General features: G+C 35.1%; 19 protein-coding genes. 17 read left to right on the forward strand and 2 right to left on the reverse strand.

Annotated features, from left to right (window positions below; translation table 11 throughout):
- Positions 1 to 46: 46 nt before the first annotated feature.
- From ACS3UD_RS04300 to ACS3UD_RS04310, 3 genes are all read left to right on the forward strand, one after another.
- The gene (locus ACS3UD_RS04300) at positions 47 to 1,318 is read left to right on the forward strand and encodes a LysM peptidoglycan-binding domain-containing protein (RefSeq protein ID WP_308137656.1); all 1,272 of its coding nucleotides are present in this window, start codon (positions 47 to 49) and stop codon (positions 1,316 to 1,318) included.
- Positions 1,319 to 2,237: 919 nt separating this feature from the next.
- The gene (locus tag ACS3UD_RS04305; RefSeq protein WP_308137655.1) at positions 2,238 to 2,921 is read left to right on the forward strand and encodes a response regulator transcription factor; all 684 of its coding nucleotides are present in this window, start codon (positions 2,238 to 2,240) and stop codon (positions 2,919 to 2,921) included.
- Positions 2,921 to 4,291, forward strand: a complete 1,371-nt coding sequence (locus tag ACS3UD_RS04310) for a sensor histidine kinase (protein WP_308137654.1) — start codon at positions 2,921 to 2,923, stop codon at positions 4,289 to 4,291. The genes ACS3UD_RS04305 and ACS3UD_RS04310 overlap by 1 nt, the downstream gene beginning before the upstream one ends.
- Before the next feature lie 140 nt (positions 4,292 to 4,431).
- On the opposite strand, the gene ACS3UD_RS04315 is transcribed toward ACS3UD_RS04310, so the two are convergent.
- A complete protein-coding gene (locus ACS3UD_RS04315) occupies positions 4,432 to 5,574 on the reverse strand; it encodes a PucR family transcriptional regulator (protein ID WP_308137653.1) in 1,143 nt (380 codons plus the stop codon).
- Between the two features lie 385 nt (positions 5,575 to 5,959).
- Here ACS3UD_RS04315 and ACS3UD_RS04320 point away from each other — a divergent pair, with 385 nt between their 5' ends.
- The 12 genes from ACS3UD_RS04320 to ACS3UD_RS04375 all read left to right on the forward strand — a co-directional run bounded on the left by ACS3UD_RS04320 (position 5,960) and on the right by ACS3UD_RS04375 (position 19,148).
- Entirely contained in the window at positions 5,960 to 7,039 is a 1,080-nt protein-coding gene (locus ACS3UD_RS04320; RefSeq protein WP_308137652.1) for a DUF917 domain-containing protein, read from the forward strand.
- 11 nt (positions 7,040 to 7,050) lie between these two features.
- Entirely contained in the window at positions 7,051 to 8,637 is a 1,587-nt protein-coding gene (locus ACS3UD_RS04325; protein WP_308137651.1) for an ABC transporter substrate-binding protein, read from the forward strand.
- Between the two features lie 62 nt (positions 8,638 to 8,699).
- Positions 8,700 to 9,710 (forward strand): ABC transporter permease, encoded by a 1,011-nt coding sequence (locus tag ACS3UD_RS04330; protein ID WP_308137650.1) that lies wholly within the window; start codon positions 8,700 to 8,702, stop codon positions 9,708 to 9,710.
- Positions 9,711 to 9,720: 10 nt separating this feature from the next.
- Complete coding sequence (locus ACS3UD_RS04335) at positions 9,721 to 10,611, forward strand: ABC transporter permease (RefSeq protein WP_308137649.1); 891 nt, start codon at positions 9,721 to 9,723, stop codon at positions 10,609 to 10,611.
- Positions 10,612 to 10,620: 9 nt separating this feature from the next.
- Entirely contained in the window at positions 10,621 to 11,616 is a 996-nt protein-coding gene (locus ACS3UD_RS04340) for an ABC transporter ATP-binding protein (RefSeq protein WP_308137648.1), read from the forward strand.
- Positions 11,613 to 12,572, forward strand: a complete 960-nt coding sequence (locus ACS3UD_RS04345) for an ABC transporter ATP-binding protein (protein WP_308137647.1) — start codon at positions 11,613 to 11,615, stop codon at positions 12,570 to 12,572. Before ACS3UD_RS04340 ends, ACS3UD_RS04345 begins: the two co-directional genes overlap by 4 nt.
- A 24-nt stretch (positions 12,573 to 12,596) precedes the next feature.
- Complete coding sequence (locus ACS3UD_RS04350; protein ID WP_308137646.1) at positions 12,597 to 13,643, forward strand: aminopeptidase; 1,047 nt, start codon at positions 12,597 to 12,599, stop codon at positions 13,641 to 13,643.
- Position 13,644: 1 nt separating this feature from the next.
- A complete protein-coding gene (locus ACS3UD_RS04355; protein ID WP_308137645.1) occupies positions 13,645 to 14,751 on the forward strand; it encodes a DUF917 domain-containing protein in 1,107 nt (368 codons plus the stop codon).
- A gap of 41 nt (positions 14,752 to 14,792) precedes the next feature.
- A complete protein-coding gene (locus tag ACS3UD_RS04360; protein WP_308137644.1) occupies positions 14,793 to 15,632 on the forward strand; it encodes a nitroreductase family protein in 840 nt (279 codons plus the stop codon).
- 224 nt (positions 15,633 to 15,856) lie between these two features.
- The gene (locus ACS3UD_RS04365; RefSeq protein ID WP_308137643.1) at positions 15,857 to 17,407 is read left to right on the forward strand and encodes a sigma-54 interaction domain-containing protein; all 1,551 of its coding nucleotides are present in this window, start codon (positions 15,857 to 15,859) and stop codon (positions 17,405 to 17,407) included.
- Positions 17,408 to 17,427: 20 nt separating this feature from the next.
- Complete coding sequence (gene megL / locus ACS3UD_RS04370) at positions 17,428 to 18,621, forward strand: methionine gamma-lyase (protein WP_308137642.1); 1,194 nt, start codon at positions 17,428 to 17,430, stop codon at positions 18,619 to 18,621.
- Between the two features lie 230 nt (positions 18,622 to 18,851).
- A complete protein-coding gene (locus tag ACS3UD_RS04375) occupies positions 18,852 to 19,148 on the forward strand; it encodes a DUF2325 domain-containing protein (RefSeq protein WP_308137641.1) in 297 nt (98 codons plus the stop codon).
- 56 nt (positions 19,149 to 19,204) lie between these two features.
- Here the strand turns inward: ACS3UD_RS04375 and ACS3UD_RS04380 are convergent, their stop codons facing one another.
- Positions 19,205 to 19,573 (reverse strand): metal-dependent transcriptional regulator, encoded by a 369-nt coding sequence (locus ACS3UD_RS04380; protein ID WP_308137640.1) that lies wholly within the window; start codon positions 19,571 to 19,573, stop codon positions 19,205 to 19,207.
- Between the two features lie 295 nt (positions 19,574 to 19,868).
- Between ACS3UD_RS04380 and ACS3UD_RS04385 the strand changes: the two genes are divergently transcribed.
- Both ACS3UD_RS04385 and moaA read left to right on the forward strand, forming a co-directional pair.
- Complete coding sequence (locus ACS3UD_RS04385) at positions 19,869 to 20,357, forward strand: MogA/MoaB family molybdenum cofactor biosynthesis protein (RefSeq protein ID WP_308137639.1); 489 nt, start codon at positions 19,869 to 19,871, stop codon at positions 20,355 to 20,357.
- An 85-nt stretch (positions 20,358 to 20,442) separates the two neighbouring features.
- Positions 20,443 to 21,399, forward strand: coding sequence for a GTP 3',8-cyclase MoaA (gene moaA, locus ACS3UD_RS04390; protein WP_308137638.1), 957 nt, complete (start codon positions 20,443 to 20,445; stop codon positions 21,397 to 21,399).
- Position 21,400: the final 1 nt, after the last annotated feature.

The following is a 21,400-nucleotide window of genomic DNA, read 5'->3' on the forward strand; positions in this document are numbered from 1 at the left end:
TGGTACTGAATATATTATTAATAACTAGGGATATAGGGAGGTTTCTATGGTCATATATGTTGTGCAGAGAGGGGATGTATTGTGGAGGATAGCAGATCATTACAATGTTGATATTGATTCCATAATTGAGGCAAATGCTCTGCCTAATCCAGATGTTCTCCTCGTAGGGCAGTCGCTCATAATACCTACAGAAGAAAATATATATAATGTTAGAGCAGGGGACAGCGCGTGGAAGATAGCTCAAAGGCATGGTATATCAGTTCAAGATCTTTTGTGGGAAAATGAAATTATGAATCCGAATAATTTATACATAGGGCAGTTATTGACAATTCCGGAGAAGAAAAAGCCTGAAATTGAGGTTAATGCATTTACTTATACTTTAGGGGATATGGCTGTGCCTGTTATAGGTGAAGTCGGCGAAATGCTTACATATCTCAGTCCATTTGCATATCTAGTAAAAGAAGATGGAAGTTTGGTGCCGATAGATGATGAAGCTGCCATAGGTGAGGCCATAGCTAATGGCATTGTCCCGGTTATGGCAATTGTTAATTTTACTGTTAATGTGGCAGGTAGAAATGTAGCAAAAAATGTGCTTAACAATCCTGAAATTGTAAACACACTTCAGGAAAATATTATTAACACCATGAAAGATAAGGGATACCAAGGATTAAACATTGATTTTGAGTATGTTTTACCTGAAGACCGTGAAGCATATAATAAGTTTCTTGAAAGTACAGTTAACAGACTGCACGATGAAGGTTTTTTTGTTTCAACATCATTAGCACCAAAAACAAGTGCTGATCAAAAAGGTCTTTTATATGAAGCACATGATTATTTGGAGCACGGGAAATTGGCGGATTTTGTAGTTTTAATGACTTATGAGTGGGGATGGAGAGGCGGTCAGCCCAGAGCCATATCTCCAATAAATGAAATTGAAAAGGTCTTAGATTATGCTGTAACGGTTATTCCAAAAGATAAAATACTTATGGGATTCCAAATTTACGCGCGAGATTGGGAAGTGCCTTTTTTGCCCGGTAAAGAGGCTGAAACAATCAGTGTTGAGGAAGCAATGAATAGGGCATATGCTCATAATGCGCAGATACAATATGATTATATGGCTCAATCGCCGTTTTTTCGTTATACTGACGATGAAGGAAATGCGCATGAAGTTTGGTTCGAGGACGCAAGAAGCGCTCAGGCAAAATTTGATACAGCAAAGGAATATGGATTAAAAGGTATAAGCTACTGGGGACTCGGGTTTCCATTTAGACAAAACTGGGTATTGCTTGAAGACAATTTTGATATTAAAAAGCTGTAATTTAAAAACAAAAGTAAAATATTGATAAATATGGAATGAAGTATGAAGTAATTTGTATAAATTAAAATAAGTCTCATAATTGTAATGATTGTGAGATTTTTTTATTGTGTTTGTCAGTTGAGCTGTTACATACTTTTAACTGCAGACTCCAATGAAGGCAATTGCACTTAAAAACATAAAAAATATTACATTTTTTTGAAAAATGTCAAAATAAATATAAGTAAAGCAGGGAATGCTGTTATATACCTAAGATTAAAATTGTTTTCTACACTGCTTAGCAGTACCGTGTTTAATATTTTAGCAGAATTATTTTTTGAAAAAATTACGTAGATTATAAGTGTAGCTGCGAAAGGAATAGCTCCTGTTACGAACAACTATCATGGAAAAAGGCAATGATTTTATTTAATAAATGCATAAGATATTTGCATAATAAAATAAGACCATAATCCAGCACAACCATGGTCTTATTTTAACTTATATTAGGAGATTTTTGATTAAATAGTGATTAATAAATTAATTTCTTTGGATTGCAATTATTTTTGTTTAAAGAGCAGCAACCCAACGGCTGTTCTTAAGGTTTTTGCCTGCTTGACAGCTGTTAAAAAATTCTGCAATATTTAATCATGAAGTTAATTTTTTTGCTCTTATACTAATATTATAATGTACAAATATAAAGATTTTATGAAGAAAATATATAAAAATTGATAATTTAATTATAATAAATTTATAGATATTTATAAAAGGTAAAAATAAGCAAAAAATGCTGAAATGTCATATTGCTAATTACCAAAGATGATGAGAGTGCGGTAAGACTCTATATATTTTATGAATCTTCAAGGCCTAGTGTGAAATAATTATTAAGCATTGACAATGACAGCATAACAACTTATATTATAACTAACATTTTTGGAGAGCTGTTATGAAAAATATATTAGTGATAGAAGATGACGAAAGAGTTTCTGATGTTATCTGTGCGTATTTGGAAAAAGAAGGATATCATGTGTTCTTGAAATCCAGAGGATTAGAAGGAATAGAGCTTGCAAGAAAAAATGATATCAGTTTAATAATACTGGATTTGATGCTTCCTGACATTTGTGGGGAAGAAGTGTGTAAAATAATAAGGGAAAAATCTGATGTTCATATATTCATGCTTACTGCAAAAGGGTCTATTGAGGAAAAAATAGATGGATTAAATATAGGAGCTGACGAATACTTGGTAAAGCCGTTCAGCCCAAGGGAGCTTACTGCAAGAGTAAATGCATTATTTAGGAGGCTTGATAAGGATAATAACGGTGAGTCTTTTTATGATGACGGAAATTTAAAAATAAATTATGGCAAAAGAATAGCCAGTGTCAATGGAAAGGAAATTTGGCTTACTCCAAATGAATTCAATATATTGCATCTTTTAGCTGCTAACAGGGGGAATGTGTTATCTAGGGAGCAGATAATTAGCAAAATTTTTGGGTTGGATTTTAATGGATATGATAGGACGATAGATGTTCATATAAAAAATCTTCGAAAAAAAATTGAAGAAGATACTAAAAAACCTAAGTATATAATTACCGTTACAAAAGTCGGATATAAATTTAGCGGTGAATACTGATGACTACAATAAGAAAAAAAATTAGTATAATATTATTCTTGTGTTCTTTTGCAGCAATTGTTCTCATAATGCTGTTTATTAATTTAACGATTAAAGGTATATTTAAAGAATATATGGCCGATGTGCAAAATAAAAGATATGAAAGGATAGTTTCATATTTGGAGGAAGCATATAAAAAGGACGGAAAATGGAGTGAATATTCCGGAATAGAGCTTATGCACGAGGCTTACATGAGCAACTATATTTTGACACTGTATGATGAAAGAAATACTTTGGTTTGGGGAATGAATCCCATGGACATAAAAAATGAAATAAATCTTAAGCATATGAAGGTGCAGGATGAAGGTGTGTATACAACAAAGAAATTTGGGCTTGAATACAACGATGAAATAGTGGGATATGTAGAGATAGGGCAGTATGCACCTCTCCTCATAACAGAGGAGGATGTTCTTTTTCAAACATCAGTCAATAAAAGTATCATTGCAAGTGGTGTATTAACTTTAATTATTATAACTGCAGCAAGTTTATACCTGTCCAAACAGTTTTCAGACCCTATAAAAGAAGTTGCCGGTATGTCCGTCAACCTTTCAAAAGGTCACTTCGAAGAAAAAGCGAGTATTCAGACAGACATAGAAGAAATAAGGGATCTAAGGAATAGCATCAATATTCTTGCTGATAAACTTAATAAGCAGGATATGATAAGAAAAAGGCTTATATCAGATATAAATCATGAAATCAGGACGCCCCTGAATGTTATGCAAAATAATTTTGAAGCTATGATTGACGGGGTTTTTCCTGTTACACAGGCGAGGCTGAACAAACTTAATGATGAAATTATACGCTTTGGAAAACTTTTAAACAATTTAGAGAAACTTAAAGAATTTGAAACAGAAAGTCTCAAGCTGAATTTTTATGCCATAGAACTTTTTGGGCTTATAGAAAGCTTATATGATGATTTTCTCATGGAATCTGAAAAAAAACATATTTCAATTGACTTGATAAAGGAAAGAGACACAAATTATTTCATATTAGGGGATTCAGACAGATTAAAGCAGGTGTTTATTAATTTAGTAAATAACGCGATAAAGTTTTCAGAAAAAAACGGAAAAATATCCATAAATGTATATGCAAAAGGTAAAAAAATATTTGTTGAGGTAGCAGATAACGGAATAGGAATAAAGACAGAAGATCTGCCTTTTATATTTGAGCGTCTGTACAGAGGTGATAAGAGCAGGCACGAAACAGAAGGTTCAGGTATTGGGCTAACAATTGTCAAAAATATATTAACTCTGCACTCTGGGTCAATTGAAGTAGAAAGTGAAGAGAATAATGGAACAAAGTTCATTCTTTGCTTTAACGCATTAGATTAGTATTATAGTTTCAGACTGTTGAAAAAATTCGTTTTTCCACCTATTTTTGCAGTGTATTTATTAATGCATGAAATACTTTGCATTTTTAACAAATTTTCAAACAGCCTGTCACTTCTACGACTTTTATTTAAGAAGCTATTTTACAATCTTAATATATTTTTTATTTTCAGAGCTATTGAAACCTGTTCAATAAATTTAAAATTGTTATTCTCAAGGTTAAGCAGTCGTTTTGCCTTTGAAATTCTGTATCTCACGGTATTTTCATGCTGGTTTATCAAAGCGGCTGTTTTTTTAAAATCACCGTCGCAATTTAAATATGCCTCAATAGTATTTATTAATTCATTTTTATCGTTGCTGACATCTTTTGTCAGCGGTTCTATAACATCCGAATAAAAATCCATCAAAACATCTGAATTTTTTAAAGGATATAATATTTTATAAAGGCTTATATCCTTGTAATATACAGTATTTCCTTCTAATATTTTTGATATTTCATAAGACAGAAGAGACTGTCTCAGACATATATTAAAGTTTTCGACTTCGTTGAATGTGTTGCTTATGCCTATATTATATCTGCTAAAAAAATTTTTTAATATTGATTCTGATTGTTCGATATATGACGGTAGTAAAGACAACTTATCAAGATTAATTATCAAAAACATTCCTTTTTTATATGTTACAGGTTCAATTGCATTTATATTTTTTATTGTTGCAACACTCATCTGTTTTTTTACTCCAGAAAAATCGTCCGGACTTACATATAAGGAAACATAATTGCTTCTGAAATTTTTTATTATTTCATGGGCAGTGTCTATTATTGTCTTTTTACTTACATTATTTGATAAAATCCTCTCTATTTTCATTTCAAAAATTGTTTCTGATTTGTCAGAAAGAATCATTTCCATTGTTGTTTTGATTATTTCCGCATATGGAATATCAGGATCAATAAAAACAACAGGGAAATTATGCATATTGCAAAGATCTTCTATTTTTTGAGGAAGTTTTTTTATATATTCGGTAATGATAAACGTTCCGGAGCATTTGCAGTCAATGTATGCATTTATAAAATCAAACAGCATATCTTCGTCGTCTCCTGCAATATAAAAGCTGTTAATAAAAAGATCTCCTTTATTTATCAGTCCGCTGCTTCTGATGTCATCAGGAAAGGGACAGTCTATAAAATTGATTCTTCCTATCTCATTATTTAAACCACTGCTTCCGGCAGCAATTTTTGCATCTTTAAACAAATCTATTGATAGTAAATTATGTATGGTAACTGACATTGTATTTCCTCCGATTTATCTAACTATTTTACTATAAACAAACTAGAAATTCCAGAGTTTTTAAAATACTACAAAAAAATTAGCATATTTTTATAAAAATTACAAAGACAATTGAAAATATATAATATATAATACAAAACAAATATATTTATAATAAAATACGCATAAGTAAAAATACACTATTTTTTTTAGAAACACAGTTGTATTTTATTAAATACATATTAATTGTTGAAACCTATGATTATATATTGAAAAATCTAATTTAAAAGGATAATTCATAGGAGGGTTTTAAAAGCGGTTTAATAATTATAAAAAATGCATAAATGTATTTATATGCATAAGCTGATACGAATCTACTAATTTTGTTGAATAAAAGGAGGTTGTCATGAAAGTATTGAATTTAAAAGACATTGAAGACATACTTGTTGGGTGCACAATACTTGGAACTGGTGGAGGCGGTTCTTTGGAAGAGGGATTGGAGGCAGTAAGGACTGCATTTAGTCAGGGATACGAATTTAAGCTCCTGGATTTTTGTGAAATAAGTGAAGAAAAATATTACATAAATCCATATTTTTGTGGAAGTGTTAGTCCCAATGAGGAAAAAAAAGAGCTTTCAAATGAATTGGTCTTGGCTGTTAATGCTCTGGAAAAATATATGAATGTAGAATTCGACGGCGTAGTTTCTATAGAATACGGCGGAGGAAATACGGGACAGGCTATGGCGGCAGCTGCAGAAATGGGAAAATATATTGTTGATTGCGATGCTGCCGGACGAGCAGTTCCGGAGCTTCAATTTTCCACTTACTTCGTCACGGGTAAGCCCATATATCCATTTTCGGTTGCCACACAGTTCGGAGATATAGGGATATTTCCAAAAGTAAGGGATGATGCAAGAGCAGAGGCTTTATCCAGATTTATGGCTGTAGGTTCCGAAGGTTCTGTTGGTATGGCAGATCATCCTATAAAAGGGAATTTGCTTAAAGAATCAGTAATACCTAGTGCCTTAAGCTATGCAGGAAAAGTTGGAAAAGCTCAAAGAGAAGCTATGGAAAATGGGCTTGATCCTGTTGAAGAAATTATTTCAGCTGCTGAAGGATACTTTTTATTTGAAGGAGTTGTATCAGACGCTCAGTGGAAAATAGTAGACGGATTTACGGTAGGTACAGTTGACATAAACGGAATCGAAAATTTTGAAAATGATAAATTTAGGATATGGTACAAAAATGAAAACATGATTTCGTGGAAAAATGATGCACCGTATATTACTTGTCCTGACTTGATCTGCGTGGTAGAGAATTCAACGGGATACCCCATAACAAATCCAAATTGCAAAATTGGCGATAAAGTTGCGGTGCTAGGCTTTGAAGCTCATAATTTATGGAAAACCGAAAAAGGACTTAGTATTTTAAATCCTAGGTTTTTTGGCTTTGACATGGATTGTAGGTATATAAAAAATAATTTATAAACGGAGGAAATATGAAAAAAAAACTATCCATAATTTTAGCAATTCTTATGCTCCTAACGACAATTACCGCATGCGGTACAAATGGAGATGGAACTTCAAATCAACAGGGCAAAAACGATGAAATGGACGTATTGTATTATGCATATAATTCAATTCCTATTTTAACGTGGGACCCAAGCATTGAATTTTCAAATGGCATTGTAGTATTGAACAACGTATATGAGCAGTTGCTGAGATTTAATGCAGAAACGAAAGAGTATGAAAATGTTCTGGCTACAGACTACAGTAAAAGTGAGGATGGAATGGTATGGACATTTAAACTTAGAGAAGGAGTAACATTCCATGACGGAACTCCATTCAATGCGGAAGCTGTAAAATACTCAATAGAAAGAACAAAGAAAATAGGCCAGGGCGCTGCTTTTATATGGGATCCGGTTAAAGAAATAAAAATTGTTGATGAATACACTGTAGACTTTGTTTTGTCACACCCGGCTCCGATGGATGTTATTACCAGCTGCCCCTATGCATCGTTTATGATGTCGCCTTCACTGGAAGATGAACCGGAAAATTGGCTGGAAGAGGGAAATGCAAATGGAACCGGTCCGTACAAGCTCCAGGACAAAACAATGGGTGACGAGGTTATCCTTACACAAAATGAAGACTATTGGAAAGGCTGGGATGGAGAACACTTTGAAAAAGTTATAATTAAAAAAGTATCTGAAACATCATCGAGAAGGCAGATGATTGAATCAGGAGAGGCAGATATAACTATTGAGCTTCCTTCAGAAGATATTGAAGCATTAAAATCTAACGAAAATGTTGTAATAGATGTTGTGCCTTCATTTACAAATTTAATTGGATTTTTCAATACACAAAAAGCTCCTCTAAACGATGTTAAGGTAAGGCAGGCACTTTCATATGCATTCCCGTATGAGGATGTTGTAAATTATGCAATGGGAGGATATGCTTCGCAGTCCTACGGCCCTGTTCCTGAAGGGATGTGGGGGCATTCAAAAGAACTTTTCCAATTCAATCATGATTTAGACATGGCAAAGCAATTGCTTGAAGAATCTGGTATAAAGGAAGGTCAGATAAAACTGCTTTTGACTTACATGACAGGTGATGAAGCAGAAAAGAAAATGGCTGAATTATATAAAGCGGAATTATCCAAGATTGGTATAGAATTAGAAATAAGAGCGATGCCTTGGGAAAGCCAGTGGGAAATGGCAATGGGAAACAATGTGTCTGATCAGCAGGATATATTTGTAATGTATTGGTGGAATGATTTGTCAACACCATATTCATATTTGTATTCACTTTATCATTCGGAAGACAGCACCTTGTACAATCTGGGATATTACAGCAATCCGGAATTTGATGAATTAATAGACGGGGCTCAGACTAAATCAGCTGTCAATATGGCAGAAGCAGAAAGAGATTTTGTAGGTGCTCAAAAAATACTGCTGGAAGATGTACCTTCAATATTTATGTATGACAAGAACGTTGCATGGGTTAAATCTTCGACATTGAAAGGTCATAAGGATAATCCTTCATATCCATTTGTTGTATTTTTCTATGATCTTTACAGAGAAAAATAATTATTGACAATAGAAAATACAGGGAAAGCAGTATTGCTTTCCCTGAGACTCGGAGGTAAAAGTTGAGTAAATATATATTTAAGCGTGTTCTATTGGGAATATTGGTTTTGGCGGGAGTAGTTACAATTACTTTTTTTCTTACAAGGGTTTTGCCGTCAAATCCTGCAGCTCAATGGGTGGGTCCCAGAGCAACACAAGAGCAAATTGATGCAGCAACAGTCGAGCTTGGTTTAGATAAGCCTCTTCTGGTGCAGTATAAAAATTATATTACTGACCTGATGCATGGAAATTTAGGGATGTCTTTAAGAACAAAGCAATCAGTTTTAAGCGAATTAAAGACATATATTCCTCCGACACTTGAGCTTGTGCTGATATCGACAATACTTGCCGTAATTATCGGAATACCGCTGGGATTATATTCTGCAAAGAAAAAGGATAAGCTGTTGGATCACTTCTGCAGGTTCTTTTCTGTTGGAGCTGTATCTCTTCCAACATTTTGGGTTGCTTTATTTTTGCAGCTTATTTTTTACAGATGGCTGGAACTGTTGCCCCTAGGCGGGCAATTAGATGCAAAATTGAAGCTCTTATACAGTATTCCCAAGATAACGGGACTTTTAACTTTAGATACATTAATTTCAGGAAACATGACGCTGTATGTTGACGCTCTTAAACATATAATTCTTCCTGCTATAACTATTTCCTTATATCCCATAGGTCTTGTTGCAAGAATGACACGTTCAGCTTTGCTTGAAATACTTGGCGAAGATTACATAAAGGCAGCGAGATCATACGGGTTGAAAGAAAATTTAATTTTGTGGAAATACGCTTTAAAAAATTCTCTCGGAACTACAGCAACTGTGCTTGCTTTGTCAGTGGGATATACTTTGGTTAACACTTTTCTGGTAGAAGCTATATTTAACTGGCCCGGTATTGGAAATTATATTTCGACGGCGGTTATGTCCATGGACTTCCCTGCAATTATCGGAGTTACGCTTTTTTCTGCGTGTTCATATATAGTGTTGAACCTTCTCGCTGACATTATTATAGCAATAGACCCGAGAATAAGAGTATAGGAGTGAATTTATGAAAAGCGATACAATAACAAGGATAATTAAAGCGAAATTAAACCAGCTGAAAATGAACATATACCTGCTTAAGAAGAACGCACTAACCAAGTTTGCCATGTATGCGGTAGTCGTTCTTTGCCTAATAGGAATCATTGCTCCGATAGTTCTTCCAAAGGATATACATGTAAACCAGGATGCTAATCCGCAGGAAAGTCTGCTGGCACCGTCTGCAAATCATTTGTTCGGAACGGATGAGCTGGGAAGAGATGTTTTTAAACGAGTATTGCTTGGTACAAGCATATCATTGAAAACATCAATATTTGCAGTAGGTATTGCCATACTTATAGGAGTTCCCATAGGAGCTATCGCAGGTTATTTCGGAGGTTTTATTGATGAACTTTTAATGAGATTTACGGATATATTTTTAGGTTTTCCATCACTGCTTTTGGCTATTGTTATATCAGCATTTTTGGGACCTAACTTAAACAATGCAACACTAGCAATCGCATTGTCATGGTGGCCGTGGTATACGCGTATTGTAAGGGGACAAGCTGTGTCTCTGAAAGAAAGGCAGTTTGTCAAGGCTGCACAAGCAATGGGCGCTCCATCAGGTAGTATTGTAATCAAGCATATTATTCCGAACTGCATAGCTCCGATTATTGTACAGGCGTCAATGGACATAGGCGGAGTAATACTTACAATTGCATCCTTAAGTTTTTTAGGGCTTGGAGCTCAGGCGCCTGTGCCTGAATGGGGACTTATGGTAAGTACAAGCAGAAACTATTTTTTAAACGCTTGGTGGTACAGTATATTCCCTGGACTTGCAATATTTTTTACAGTGCTTATATTTAACCTGCTTGGTGACGGTCTCAGAGAAATATTGGACCCAAGAACGAGAAAGAACTAGGAGGCAGCCATGGAAGAGAACCATAAACCTTATCTTCATATCAAAAATCTAAAAGTAAATTTTAAAGGATATGACGGTACAAGGACAATATTGGATATTGATGAAATACAAATAGAAAAAGGTGAAGCCTACGGAATAATAGGAGAAAGCGGGACAGGCAAGACCGTTTTGGCGTTAACAATATTTAAACTTCTGGAAATGCCTCCGGGAGAGATTGTGAGCGGACAAATATTGCTTGACGGAGATGATCTGCTTAAAAAAACTGACAGGCAAATGGAAAGAGAAGTTAGGGGAAAGAAAATATCTATGATTTTTCAAGATCCTATGTCAACTTTAAATCCTGTCTATACAGTTGGGGATCAGGTTATAAATGTAATAATTAAAAATCAGGGCTTAAAAAAAAGAGAAGCAACTGAAAAAGCTGTAGAAATGCTTCGGATGGTGGATTTGCCGGACCCTGAGCGCGCTATGGAAAAATATCCTCACGAGCTTTCCGGAGGACAGAGGCAGCGAGTTATTATTGCACTGGCTTTAAGCTGCGGCGCTGAATTTATAATAGCAGATGAGCCTACAAGAAATCTGGATGTTACAATACAAGCAGGCATACTGAAGCTAATTAAAAAGCTTCAAAAAACATTAAACGTAACTGTGCTGTTCATTGCAAATAATCCAGGACTTATTTCATCTACATGCGATAATGCAGCAGTGTTGTACAAAGGGATGATTGTGGAGCAGGGAAATACAAAAGAAGTGCTGAGAAATCCGATGCATCCATACACATTTACTTTGTTAAATGCCATACCTAAATCAAGAAAAGACAAAATAATTTTGAAAAAACCTGATTTGATTAATGAAAAAATAGATTTAGAAACAGCATGTATTTATTACGATAAATGTTTGAAAAGAAAAGATAAGTGCAAGATGTTCCAAAATAACATAAAAATAAGTGAAATTCATCAAGTTAAATGTTGTTTTGCACAGGAAAAAATTCAGGAGGGTATATGAGTGAATTAATATTAGAAATAAAGAATTTAAAAAAGTACTTTCCTGTTAAAGGCAGTAAGGCGACTTTTGTCAAAGCGGTTGACGGGGTTTCGCTGAATATGGCAAAAGGGGAAGTATTAGGGCTTGTTGGAGAATCGGGATGCGGCAAATCAACGTTGGTAAGTACGGTATTGAACTTGACACATCCTACGGAAGGCGAAGTAATTTTTGACGGGAAAAACATATATACTCTTGGGAAAAGAGAAATGAGAGAAACACGAAAAAATATTCAGATAGTTTTTCAGGATCCATTCTGGTCTTTGAATCCAAGAATGCTCGTTAAGGATATAATAGGAGAGCCGTTAAGTGTACAAACAAAATTGAGTAATGTTGAGATATTAGAAAAAATTGGTGAACTTTTGGATATGGTGGGTTTGCCGAAAGACGGAGCATACAAGTATCCACATGAGTTCAGCGGAGGTCAAAGGCAGCGTATTGCAATAGCGAGGGCGCTGTCTCTGATGCCTAAGCTTGTCGTACTTGATGAACCAACATCTTCAATAGATGTTATATCACAGGCGCAAATACTAAGTCTTCTTGATGACTTGAAAGAAAAGTTTAATTTAACTTATATAGTTATATCTCATGATTTAAGTGTTGTGAGTTATATGTCAGATAAGATAGCAGTTATGTATCTAGGTAAGCTTGTAGAATATGGAAAAACTGATTTAATATTTAATAGCCCTAAACATCCATACACAGAAGCCCTTTTTGCAGCTATACCGGATATTAATACCGATAACATTGAAGATATGAAGACCCTCGAAGGAAACATACCAAGCTCGATTAATCCTCCGGCAGGATGCAGGTTTCATACGCGATGTCAGTATGCATGTGACGTATGCAAGTTAAAAGAGCCTGAACTTATAAAATTAAATGATGGAAGATTAATTGCATGTCATAGGTATAAAAATTAAATTTTAAAAAATGGAGAAAGACTTATGAAATTATTAGAGTTTGAATTGCAAAATGCAGCAGACAGATTAATTAAGGAAATGCTTCAGGTAAAAAAAGGAGAAACAGTGGTAATTACTGCAGACACATGCTCAAATGAGCAAGTTGTTAATGCAACTGCGTCAAGCGTGTACGCTGCAGGCGGGAAACCCATGGTTATATATACTTCCACTCCCAGCGGCGTAGGAAAGGCAGCAGATTTTGATCTTCCTGTAGAAGCTCTTGGAGGCGCATTAAAGCATGCAGATGTATGGATTGAATATAACAAGCAGTGGCTTTTGTATTCCACTCCGTTTGAAATTGCTTTCAGCGGCAACAAAAAAATAAGATATATAAATCTTGTGGAAATGAATCCGGATCTAATGATAAGAAATATAGGCAATATAGATATGCTGCTTCTTGCCGAATTTATGCAGAAGTTTACAAATATGAATATTAATACGAAGGCTTACAGGGTTACTACTCCGGCAGGAACAGACTTGACTTTCAAAACTAATCCAAATCACTTGGTTTGTAATGATTCAGGCGATGCATCAAAACCCGGTATGAATATGATGCCTGGGCAGTTAAACATTGTGCCGGAATTTGACAGCATACAAGGTACTATAGTGTTTGATGGTTCTCTTGTTCCACCTTTCAGACTTTTAGATGCGCCTGTCAAGCTGACAATTAAAAACAGCACGATAACAAATATAGAAGGGGGAAATCAGGCCGAACAATTTGCCGGCTGGCTAAAGAGTTTCGGAGATCCTAATATGTATAAACTGGCTCACATGGCTTACGGGCTGAACCCCGGGGCAAGATTGACAGGAGACATAGTTGAAGATGAAAGAGTGTGGGGATGCGTTGAATGGGGTATAGGCTATGTAAGTCCAATAGATGCACCGCCAAAGGGACAAGATGCAAAATCACACTGCGACGGAATTTGCCTGAATGCTTCAGTATGGCTGGACGATGTGCAAGTGTTGGATAAAGGAAAATTTATCCACAAAGAATTAAAAGATTACGAAGATAAAATATTTAAGAGGGCATAATATGAAAAAACTAACAAAACAAGATTTGCATGATATACTACTAGGCGCTGCCATAGTAGGAACAGGAGGAGGCGGAAGCCTTAAAGAAGGAATTGAATTAGTAGATAAGGCATATGATGAAGGATTTGAATTTACGCTGGCAGAAATCAATGAAATACCAGACGATGCTTTAATCGCAAGTCCATACACATGTGGCTCAATAGGAGAACTTTCTCAAGAACAGAAAAGCAAATATGATGCTTTGCCTAAAATAAAAGAAGCAAAAGAAGTAAGAGCAATAAAAGTTTTAGAAGAGTACTTCGGAAATGAATTTTACGGCGTTATAGCAACTGAATTGGGTGGAGGAAACACTGCTGCAGCACTTAATGTGGCAGCAAGGCTTGGGAAACCTATAGTGGATGCAGACCCGGCAGGTAGAAGTGTGCCGTGCCTACAGCATTCAACTTTGTTTTTAAATGATGTTTCCATAACACCTATGGGCCTGGCAAATGAATTTGGGGACTCTATGGTTATAACAAACGTGGCAAATGATGACAGAGCTGAACTTTTTGCTCGACAGACAGCAGTTGCAAGCTTCAATTCAGTAGGAGTCGTTGACCATCCGGGATATTGGAAAAATCTAAAGAATGCTCTGATAAAAAATACAATTACATATTGCCTGGAAATTGGAAGGACAGCAAGAGCCGCAAAAGAAGAAGGAAGAAATTTTGCTTATGATGTGGCTGAAAAGTTCAACGGATATGTAGTGTTTGAGGGTGAAATAACCGAAGCTGACTGGGAAGACAGGGAAGGATTTACTTTCGGAAACCTGAGCATCAGCGGAGAGGGAGAATACAGCGGGCAAAAGCTTGATATATGGTTTCAAAACGAATATATAATGTCATGGAAAAACGGAGAAGTTTTTGCAACTGCACCGGATTCAATAAACATTTATAATCGGGATGAAAAGATGCCGCTGCTTAATCCTAACGGAAAACCCGGTATGAAAGTTACGGTTTTTGTCCTAAAGGCATTTGAAGAATGGAGAACAAAAGAAGCGGTTGATATATTCGGGCCGAGATTTTTTGGATACAATATGGATTATAGAAGAATTGAGGATATAATTTAATGGTTATATCATGCTGTCAATAATTTCAGGAGGCAGGCGATATGGATAATATCTATTACATAATAAATAACCGTTCAAGCTGCAGAAACTTCTCAGACAGAGAAGTTTCGGACGAATGTCTTGAAAAAATCCTGAATGCAGCATGCAAATCACCGTCGGCAGGAGGGTTTCAAGCATATTCCATTATAAAAATAAAAAATAGTAAAACAAAGAAAAAGCTTGCAGAGCTTTGCAGAAACCAAATGTTTATAGAAAAAGCACCGGTGTGCTTATTATTCTGCATAGACTACAGAAGAATAAAGAAAATTTGTGACGTATTACCTGCTCCATGTGAAGCAATAAATAATTTTATGGACTTTTGGATGGCCGTACTCAGTACGGCCATATGTGCTCATACGGCTTGCCTTGCAGCTGAGGCTGAAAATTTGAAATCAGTTTATGTGGGGAATATAATAAATACTGTTGACAAGGTATCTGAACTTTTGAATATTCCTAAATATGTATGTCCGTCGGTAATGGTTGTTTTGGGATACCCTAAAAATAAACCTGTGATGTCTGAAAAATATAACAGAACTGTATTGGTGCACGACGAAAAATATAAAGATATTGAAATTAATAGTCTTAATAATGAATATGAGAATAAATATGAAAATTGGAATATGAAACCTACAAAAAAACTAGTCGACAGTATTTACGATACATGCTTAAAGTATAATGGAATAGAAATGGCTGAAAAGTTTAGAAGCAATGCATTGAATTTCAATAAAATCAGCGCATATCAGTTCTGGTTTGGATATTATTATTTAAAGCAGGATGATTTCCTTGATTTAAGCGGTTATGTTAATTACATGAAAAAACAAGGATTTAAATGGTTAGAATGAATAGATAAAATTTCTTGCTTGTAAAATTTGTAAAAATGGTTTAATATTAAACCTGATGGATTAATAATAAACCGCAACAAACTGCAACATTCCACAGTCCTGCAATTATGGAACGATATTATTCCATGATTGTAGGACTGTGCTTTATATAAATAAAAAAAACGTTGATATTCTACTATGTTTAATTGGCATACTTAATGCAACTGAAAAAGAGAGGAGAAAGTATGGAAGCAAAGAAAATTAAATTAACAGCCGCAGAAGACAGGCCACATATTACTTATGAGACGTTATCCGTGCTTCATAAATATGATGTAGGATTAATTTGGATGGAGGTTTACGCTTATGTAGCATATATTAAATTGATGCCTGTAGAGGATGATGTGTGGGAAAATATCAAAAGAGAGCTGCAAAATTTAAGCTGTTGGGAATCGCTTGAAGAAATAGATCTTTTTCCTTTTGAAGAAAAAGATACGGAAATGAAAAATGTATTGGATGTTATTTTACATGGTGTAACGCTGCTGAATAGAAATGGAGATATTAAATATTTTAATAATTTTGCAGCCGAAAAAATATTCAATACAGAGGGCAAGGATATAACCGGAACCAACATCAATAAGTATATTGACTGTGATAAGTATTTAATCCAGTTAAGAAGCAATACTACAAAGAAAAACATTGTAAGAGAAAAAATGACAATTGGAAATCAGCTTTATGAAGTTAAGTTACAGCCGATTATCAATGAGGAAAACGTATTGAGCAGCTATTTGTTGTCATTTTATGATGTTGATACCGATATGTATGACCGCTATGATAATCCAATAACCTTTAAAGACATCTACGCAGAAAGCAACAAAATGCTTGAAACCATTGATCGAGGAAAACTATATTCAAAATCCGATTCTCCTGTATTAATAACAGGCGAAAGCGGTACGGGAAAAGAGCTTTTTGCAAGAGCCATACATAATGAAAGTAAAAGAAAAAATAAACCGTTCATAGCAATTAATTGCGCGGCAATTCCTGATCAGCTGCTTGAAAGTGAGCTTTTCGGTTATGAGGGGGGGACGTTTACAGGCGGCAGAAAAGAAGGCAAAGCTGGCATATTTGAAATAGCAAGCGGCGGAACAGTTTTTTTGGATGAAATAGGAGATATGGCTTCTCATCTTCAGGCAAAACTGCTAAGAGTGCTACAAGAAAAAAAAGTGAGAAGGGTAGGCGGCGTAAAAGAAGTAAGCGTTGATGTAAGATTGATTTCGGCGACAAATCAAAATATTGATGAAATGGTAAAAAATAAAGAATTTAGATTGGAACTTCTCTTTAGAATCAACATTTTTAATTTGTCAATTCCTTCGCTTCGCGAAAGAAAGGAGGATCTTCCCATACTATATGAGCATTTTACGAATATGCATGCTAAAAGGTATCATAAGGAAATAACAGGGATAGATAAGGACGCAATGCGTAAGCTCATAAACTATAATTGGCCGGGAAATGTGCGGGAATTCCAGAATGTTTTGGAAAGAGCTGTAGCTCTTGCAACATCAAAGGAAATAATGCCTAGAGACATAGTGCTTAATTATGCTATCCTTCCGGAGGAAAATTCAAGTTCCGGCTCTCTAAAGGAATATATTGAAAAACTTGAAAAAAAGAAAATTATAGAAAGTCTTCGACAGTCAAAGAGCATCAGAGAAGCCGCCAGAAATCTTGAGGTTACCCATACTCTTCTTATTAACAGAATGAAAAAATACAATATAAATTTAAATCAAATATCAAATTATTAATTTTAGGAGGTTATATTTAGATGGAAAACTTAAGTGAAATGAAATTTGCAACCAGAGCTGTGCATGCAGGATACAAAAAAAACGAATACGGTGCTCTTGCAACACCAATTTATCAGACATCAACTTTTATATTTGATTCAGCAGAACAAGGTGGGAGAAGATTTGCATTAGAAGAAGAAGGATATATTTATACAAGACTTGGAAATCCAACCAGCACTCAGGTGGAAGATAAGCTTGCAAATCTTGAGAATGCAGAGGCCTCTGTTTCAATGGCATCAGGAATTGGAGCAATTACATCTGTATTATGGTCTGCTTTAAAGGAAGGTGACCATGTAGTAGCTGCAAAAACTTTGTATGGATGTACATTTGCATTTTTAAATCACGGATTATCGAAGTTTGGTGTAACTACAACTTTCGTGGATACATCTGATCCGGAAAATGTAAGAAAGGCCATGAAACCTAATACAAGAGTGGTGTACTTAGAAACTCCAGCTAATCCTAATATGCTTATATCAGACATAGAAAAAATTTCTGCCATAGCTCATGAAAATAAAGGATGTATTGTTGTGGTTGATAATACGTATTGTACTCCATATATACAAAGACCTTTAGATTTAGGTGCAGATGTTGTTGTTCATTCTGCAACAAAATACTTGAACGGTCATGGAGACGTAATTGCCGGATTTGCCGCAGGAAAACAGGAGTTTATAAATGAAGTAAGGCTTGTGGGCATTAAGGATATGACAGGTTCAGTACTTAGCCCCTTTGATGCTTATTTAATAAATAGGGGAATGAAAACTTTGCAAATCCGAATGGAAAAACATTGTTCAAACGCCCAAAAAGTTGCAGAGTTCCTTGAAACGCATCCTGCAGTCGAAAAAATAGCTTACCCGGGGCTGAAAAGCTTTCCGCAATATGAATTAGCAAAAAAACAGATGGCGCTACCAGGTGCAATGATTGCTTTTGAAATAAAGGGAGGGCTGGAAGCAGGAAGAAAATTAATGAATAGTTTGAATCTGTGTGCTCTGGCAGTAAGCCTGGGAGATACTGAAACATTAATACAGCATCCGGCTTCAATGACACATTCTCCTTACACACCTGAGGAAAGAGCATTATCAGGTATAACAGAAGGTCTTGTTAGACTGTCAATTGGGTTGGAAGATGCTGAAGATATAATTAATGATCTAAAACAGGCACTAGATTTGTTGGTTTAACAAAGGGTAAAATATCTGGGAATAGTTGTATTGCTATTAAATAAAAATTCGAAAAACACATTACTGATGATAAATCTTTAATGTGTTTTTTTGAAAATTGCTTGACAACAAATTGATAATATGATATTCTTCAGTAGGTTAGTTTTAACTAACCTACTGAAATGAGTTAGTAATTAGCCCTAAAAAAATACTTTAAGGTTAGATGCAACTAACCAAAAAGAGGTGACAAATTGAGTATTGTAATTATAGGTGGTAATGAAAGAATGGTATGTCAATACGAAGATATATGCAAAAATTATGGATACAAAGTAAAAGTTTTTGCAAAGGAAAATGGATCGTTAAAGAAAAAAATCGGAGCACCTGACTTGATGGTTCTTTTCACAAATACAGTATCTCATAAAATGGTCATCAGCGCAGTAGGAGAAGCCAAGCGAAACAACATACCTGTTGCAAGAATTCGTTCAAGCAGTGCCACCGCATTAAACACTTTGTTAGAGGAACATGTATCAAGAAATAGTAAGGCTTAAATAACAGTACAAAACCCGCTGGAAAGCGGGCTATTTTATTGTTTATTAGTTTAGTTTTAATTATGTTTTTGTACGTGCCTTTTAATGGCTTCAAAGCTTTCTTCGCTGATAACATGTTCAATGCGGCATGCGTCTTCTGTTGCTGTTTTTTTGTTTACTCCTAAGAAGGTAAGCCATTCAGATAATAAAATGTGTTTCTCATACACAGATTTTGCTATTGCCATGCCTTTTTCAGTTAATGTAATATAGCTATCAGCATCCATTTCAATATAACCGTTTTCGCGAAGATTTTTCATTCCAACACTGACACTGGGTTTTGTATATTCAAGTTCATTTGCAATGTCAATTGAACGTACCGGGGGGCTTTCCTTTGATAAAATCAAGATTGTCTCAAGGTACATCTCAGCAGATTCCTGAATTTTCAAAACATCATCTCCCATATATGAATTTAATATATATTATCACATATTAGACTGAAAATCAAACTTATAAAATGTTAAAAAACCAGTTAGACTGAGCCTGATTAAACAAGATTTAACAAAGCTTATGGCAGACTTAAATTTTTATTTGGAAATAGGGCGCTTTAAAAACTTGATTTTTATCCAGTAATGTTAATTGCTGGATATTTTAATAAATAATATACAAATATTTACTAAGAAGATTGACAAGTTAATAATTAGGCATTAGAATTGAAATGAGCAAAAGAAAAAGGAGGCCCATATGGTAAGAACTGGAGTACTTACAATAAGCGACAAAGGATCGAGGAACGAAAGGATAGATTTAACCGGCCCCGCTATAAAAGATACATTAGAGCCGAGCATATACTCGGTTGAATATTATAATATAATACCTGATGAAATGGATTTAATATGTGAGGAATTAATAAAAATGTGTGATGAGCTTCATCTAGATTTGATTCTCACAAACGGAGGGACAGGGTTTTCAAAGAGAGATGTAACTCCTGAAGCTACGATGAAAGTAATAAAAAAACAAGTTCCGGGTATTCCGGAGGCCATGAGACAAAAGTCGCTTGCAATAACTCCTAAGGCAATGCTTTCCAGAGCAACTGCAGGTATTAGAGATAATACACTGATTATTAATTTGCCTGGAAGTCCGAAGGGAGCAGTTGAAAACTTGAATTTTATTCTTCCTGCACTGCCGCACGGAATAGAAATTCTTAACGGAACCGGAGGAGAATGTGCCAGATAGTTATTTGTAAGATTCAGGAATAAGTTTGCATAGATAGCGAGCGAACTATTTACAATGACACAATTATTTTACAAGGAGCAGAGAAATGCTTGATAAAAAAGGTAGAAATATTGATTATTTAAGAATATCTCTTACAGATAGGTGTAATCTCCGATGTGTTTACTGCATGCCGGAAAAGGGCATTGAAAAAAAATGCCATGATGAAATACTCCGTTTTGAAGAAATTGAAAAAATAATCGCAGCCTGTACCACTCTTGGAGTTAAAAAGGTTAGGTTTACAGGAGGAGAGCCTCTTGTTCTCAAAGGAATAGATGAACTTATAAGATACACCGCATCTATGCCCGGTATTGAGGATATATCCCTTACAACAAATGGGATTCTGCTTGCAGAGATGGCTGAAGATTTAAAAAAAGCAGGTTTGAAACGTGTGAATGTAAGTTTGGATACTTTGCAGCCAGAAAAGTATAAAAAAATTACAAGAGGCGGAGATATAAATAAGGTTTACAAAGCAATTGAAAAATGCATTAGTTTGGGTATGACGCCTGTTAAAATCAATGCTGTGCTGATGCGAGGCATGAATGATGACGAAATAGGAGATTTTTTAAGATTAACAATGGACAGTCCTATTCAGGTAAGGTTTATAGAACTTATGCCCATTGGTGAGGGTATTAAATATTTTGAAAAATGCGAAATGAAGGTTGAAGAAATATTAGAGATGTATCCTGAACTTGTGCCGGTTAAAGATGATAGCAGGGTGGCTTCAGTGTACAAGCTTCCAGGTGCTGCGGGCAAAGTAGGACTTATAAGTCCAGTAAGCTGTAAGTTTTGCGAAGAATGTAACCGCATAAGGCTAACTTCAACGGGTTCTATTAAGCCATGCCTTCATTCTGCAGAAGAAGTTAATTTAAGACCATATATTAACGATGATCAAAAATTGCTTGAAGTAATTAAAACGGCTGTTTATAATAAACCGGCAGAACATCATTTAGAAACTGAAGGAAAAAGTGACACAAAAAGAATGATGTTTCAAATAGGAGGCTAGT

Source organism: Sedimentibacter sp. LTW-03 (assembly GCF_052059825.1).
Classification (GTDB): Bacteria; Bacillota; Clostridia; order Tissierellales; family Sedimentibacteraceae; genus Sedimentibacter.

Bases quoted from the DNA above. Each gene is read 5' to 3' on its own strand.
- ACS3UD_RS04325 (WP_308137651.1), top strand. From the start codon at position 7,051: ATGAAAAAAAAACTATCCATAATTTTAGCAATTCTTATGCTCCTAACG.
- moaA (WP_308137638.1), top strand. From the start codon at position 20,443: ATGCTTGATAAAAAAGGTAGAAATATTGATTATTTAAGAATATCTCTT.
- ACS3UD_RS04340 (WP_308137648.1), top strand. From the start codon at position 10,621: ATGGAAGAGAACCATAAACCTTATCTTCATATCAAAAATCTAAAAGTA.
- ACS3UD_RS04335 (WP_308137649.1), top strand. From the start codon at position 9,721: ATGAAAAGCGATACAATAACAAGGATAATTAAAGCGAAATTAAACCAG.
- ACS3UD_RS04345 (WP_308137647.1), top strand. From the start codon at position 11,613: ATGAGTGAATTAATATTAGAAATAAAGAATTTAAAAAAGTACTTTCCT.
- ACS3UD_RS04365 (WP_308137643.1), top strand. From the start codon at position 15,857: ATGGAAGCAAAGAAAATTAAATTAACAGCCGCAGAAGACAGGCCACAT.
- ACS3UD_RS04315 (WP_308137653.1), bottom strand. From the start codon at position 5,574: ATGTCAGTTACCATACATAATTTACTATCAATAGATTTGTTTAAAGAT.
- ACS3UD_RS04305 (WP_308137655.1), top strand. From the start codon at position 2,238: ATGAAAAATATATTAGTGATAGAAGATGACGAAAGAGTTTCTGATGTT.
- ACS3UD_RS04320 (WP_308137652.1), top strand. From the start codon at position 5,960: ATGAAAGTATTGAATTTAAAAGACATTGAAGACATACTTGTTGGGTGC.
- ACS3UD_RS04350 (WP_308137646.1), top strand. From the start codon at position 12,597: ATGAAATTATTAGAGTTTGAATTGCAAAATGCAGCAGACAGATTAATT.
- ACS3UD_RS04360 (WP_308137644.1), top strand. From the start codon at position 14,793: ATGGATAATATCTATTACATAATAAATAACCGTTCAAGCTGCAGAAAC.
- megL (WP_308137642.1), top strand. From the start codon at position 17,428: ATGGAAAACTTAAGTGAAATGAAATTTGCAACCAGAGCTGTGCATGCA.
- ACS3UD_RS04310 (WP_308137654.1), top strand. From the start codon at position 2,921: ATGACTACAATAAGAAAAAAAATTAGTATAATATTATTCTTGTGTTCT.
- ACS3UD_RS04300 (WP_308137656.1), top strand. From the start codon at position 47: ATGGTCATATATGTTGTGCAGAGAGGGGATGTATTGTGGAGGATAGCA.
- ACS3UD_RS04385 (WP_308137639.1), top strand. From the start codon at position 19,869: ATGGTAAGAACTGGAGTACTTACAATAAGCGACAAAGGATCGAGGAAC.
- ACS3UD_RS04355 (WP_308137645.1), top strand. From the start codon at position 13,645: ATGAAAAAACTAACAAAACAAGATTTGCATGATATACTACTAGGCGCT.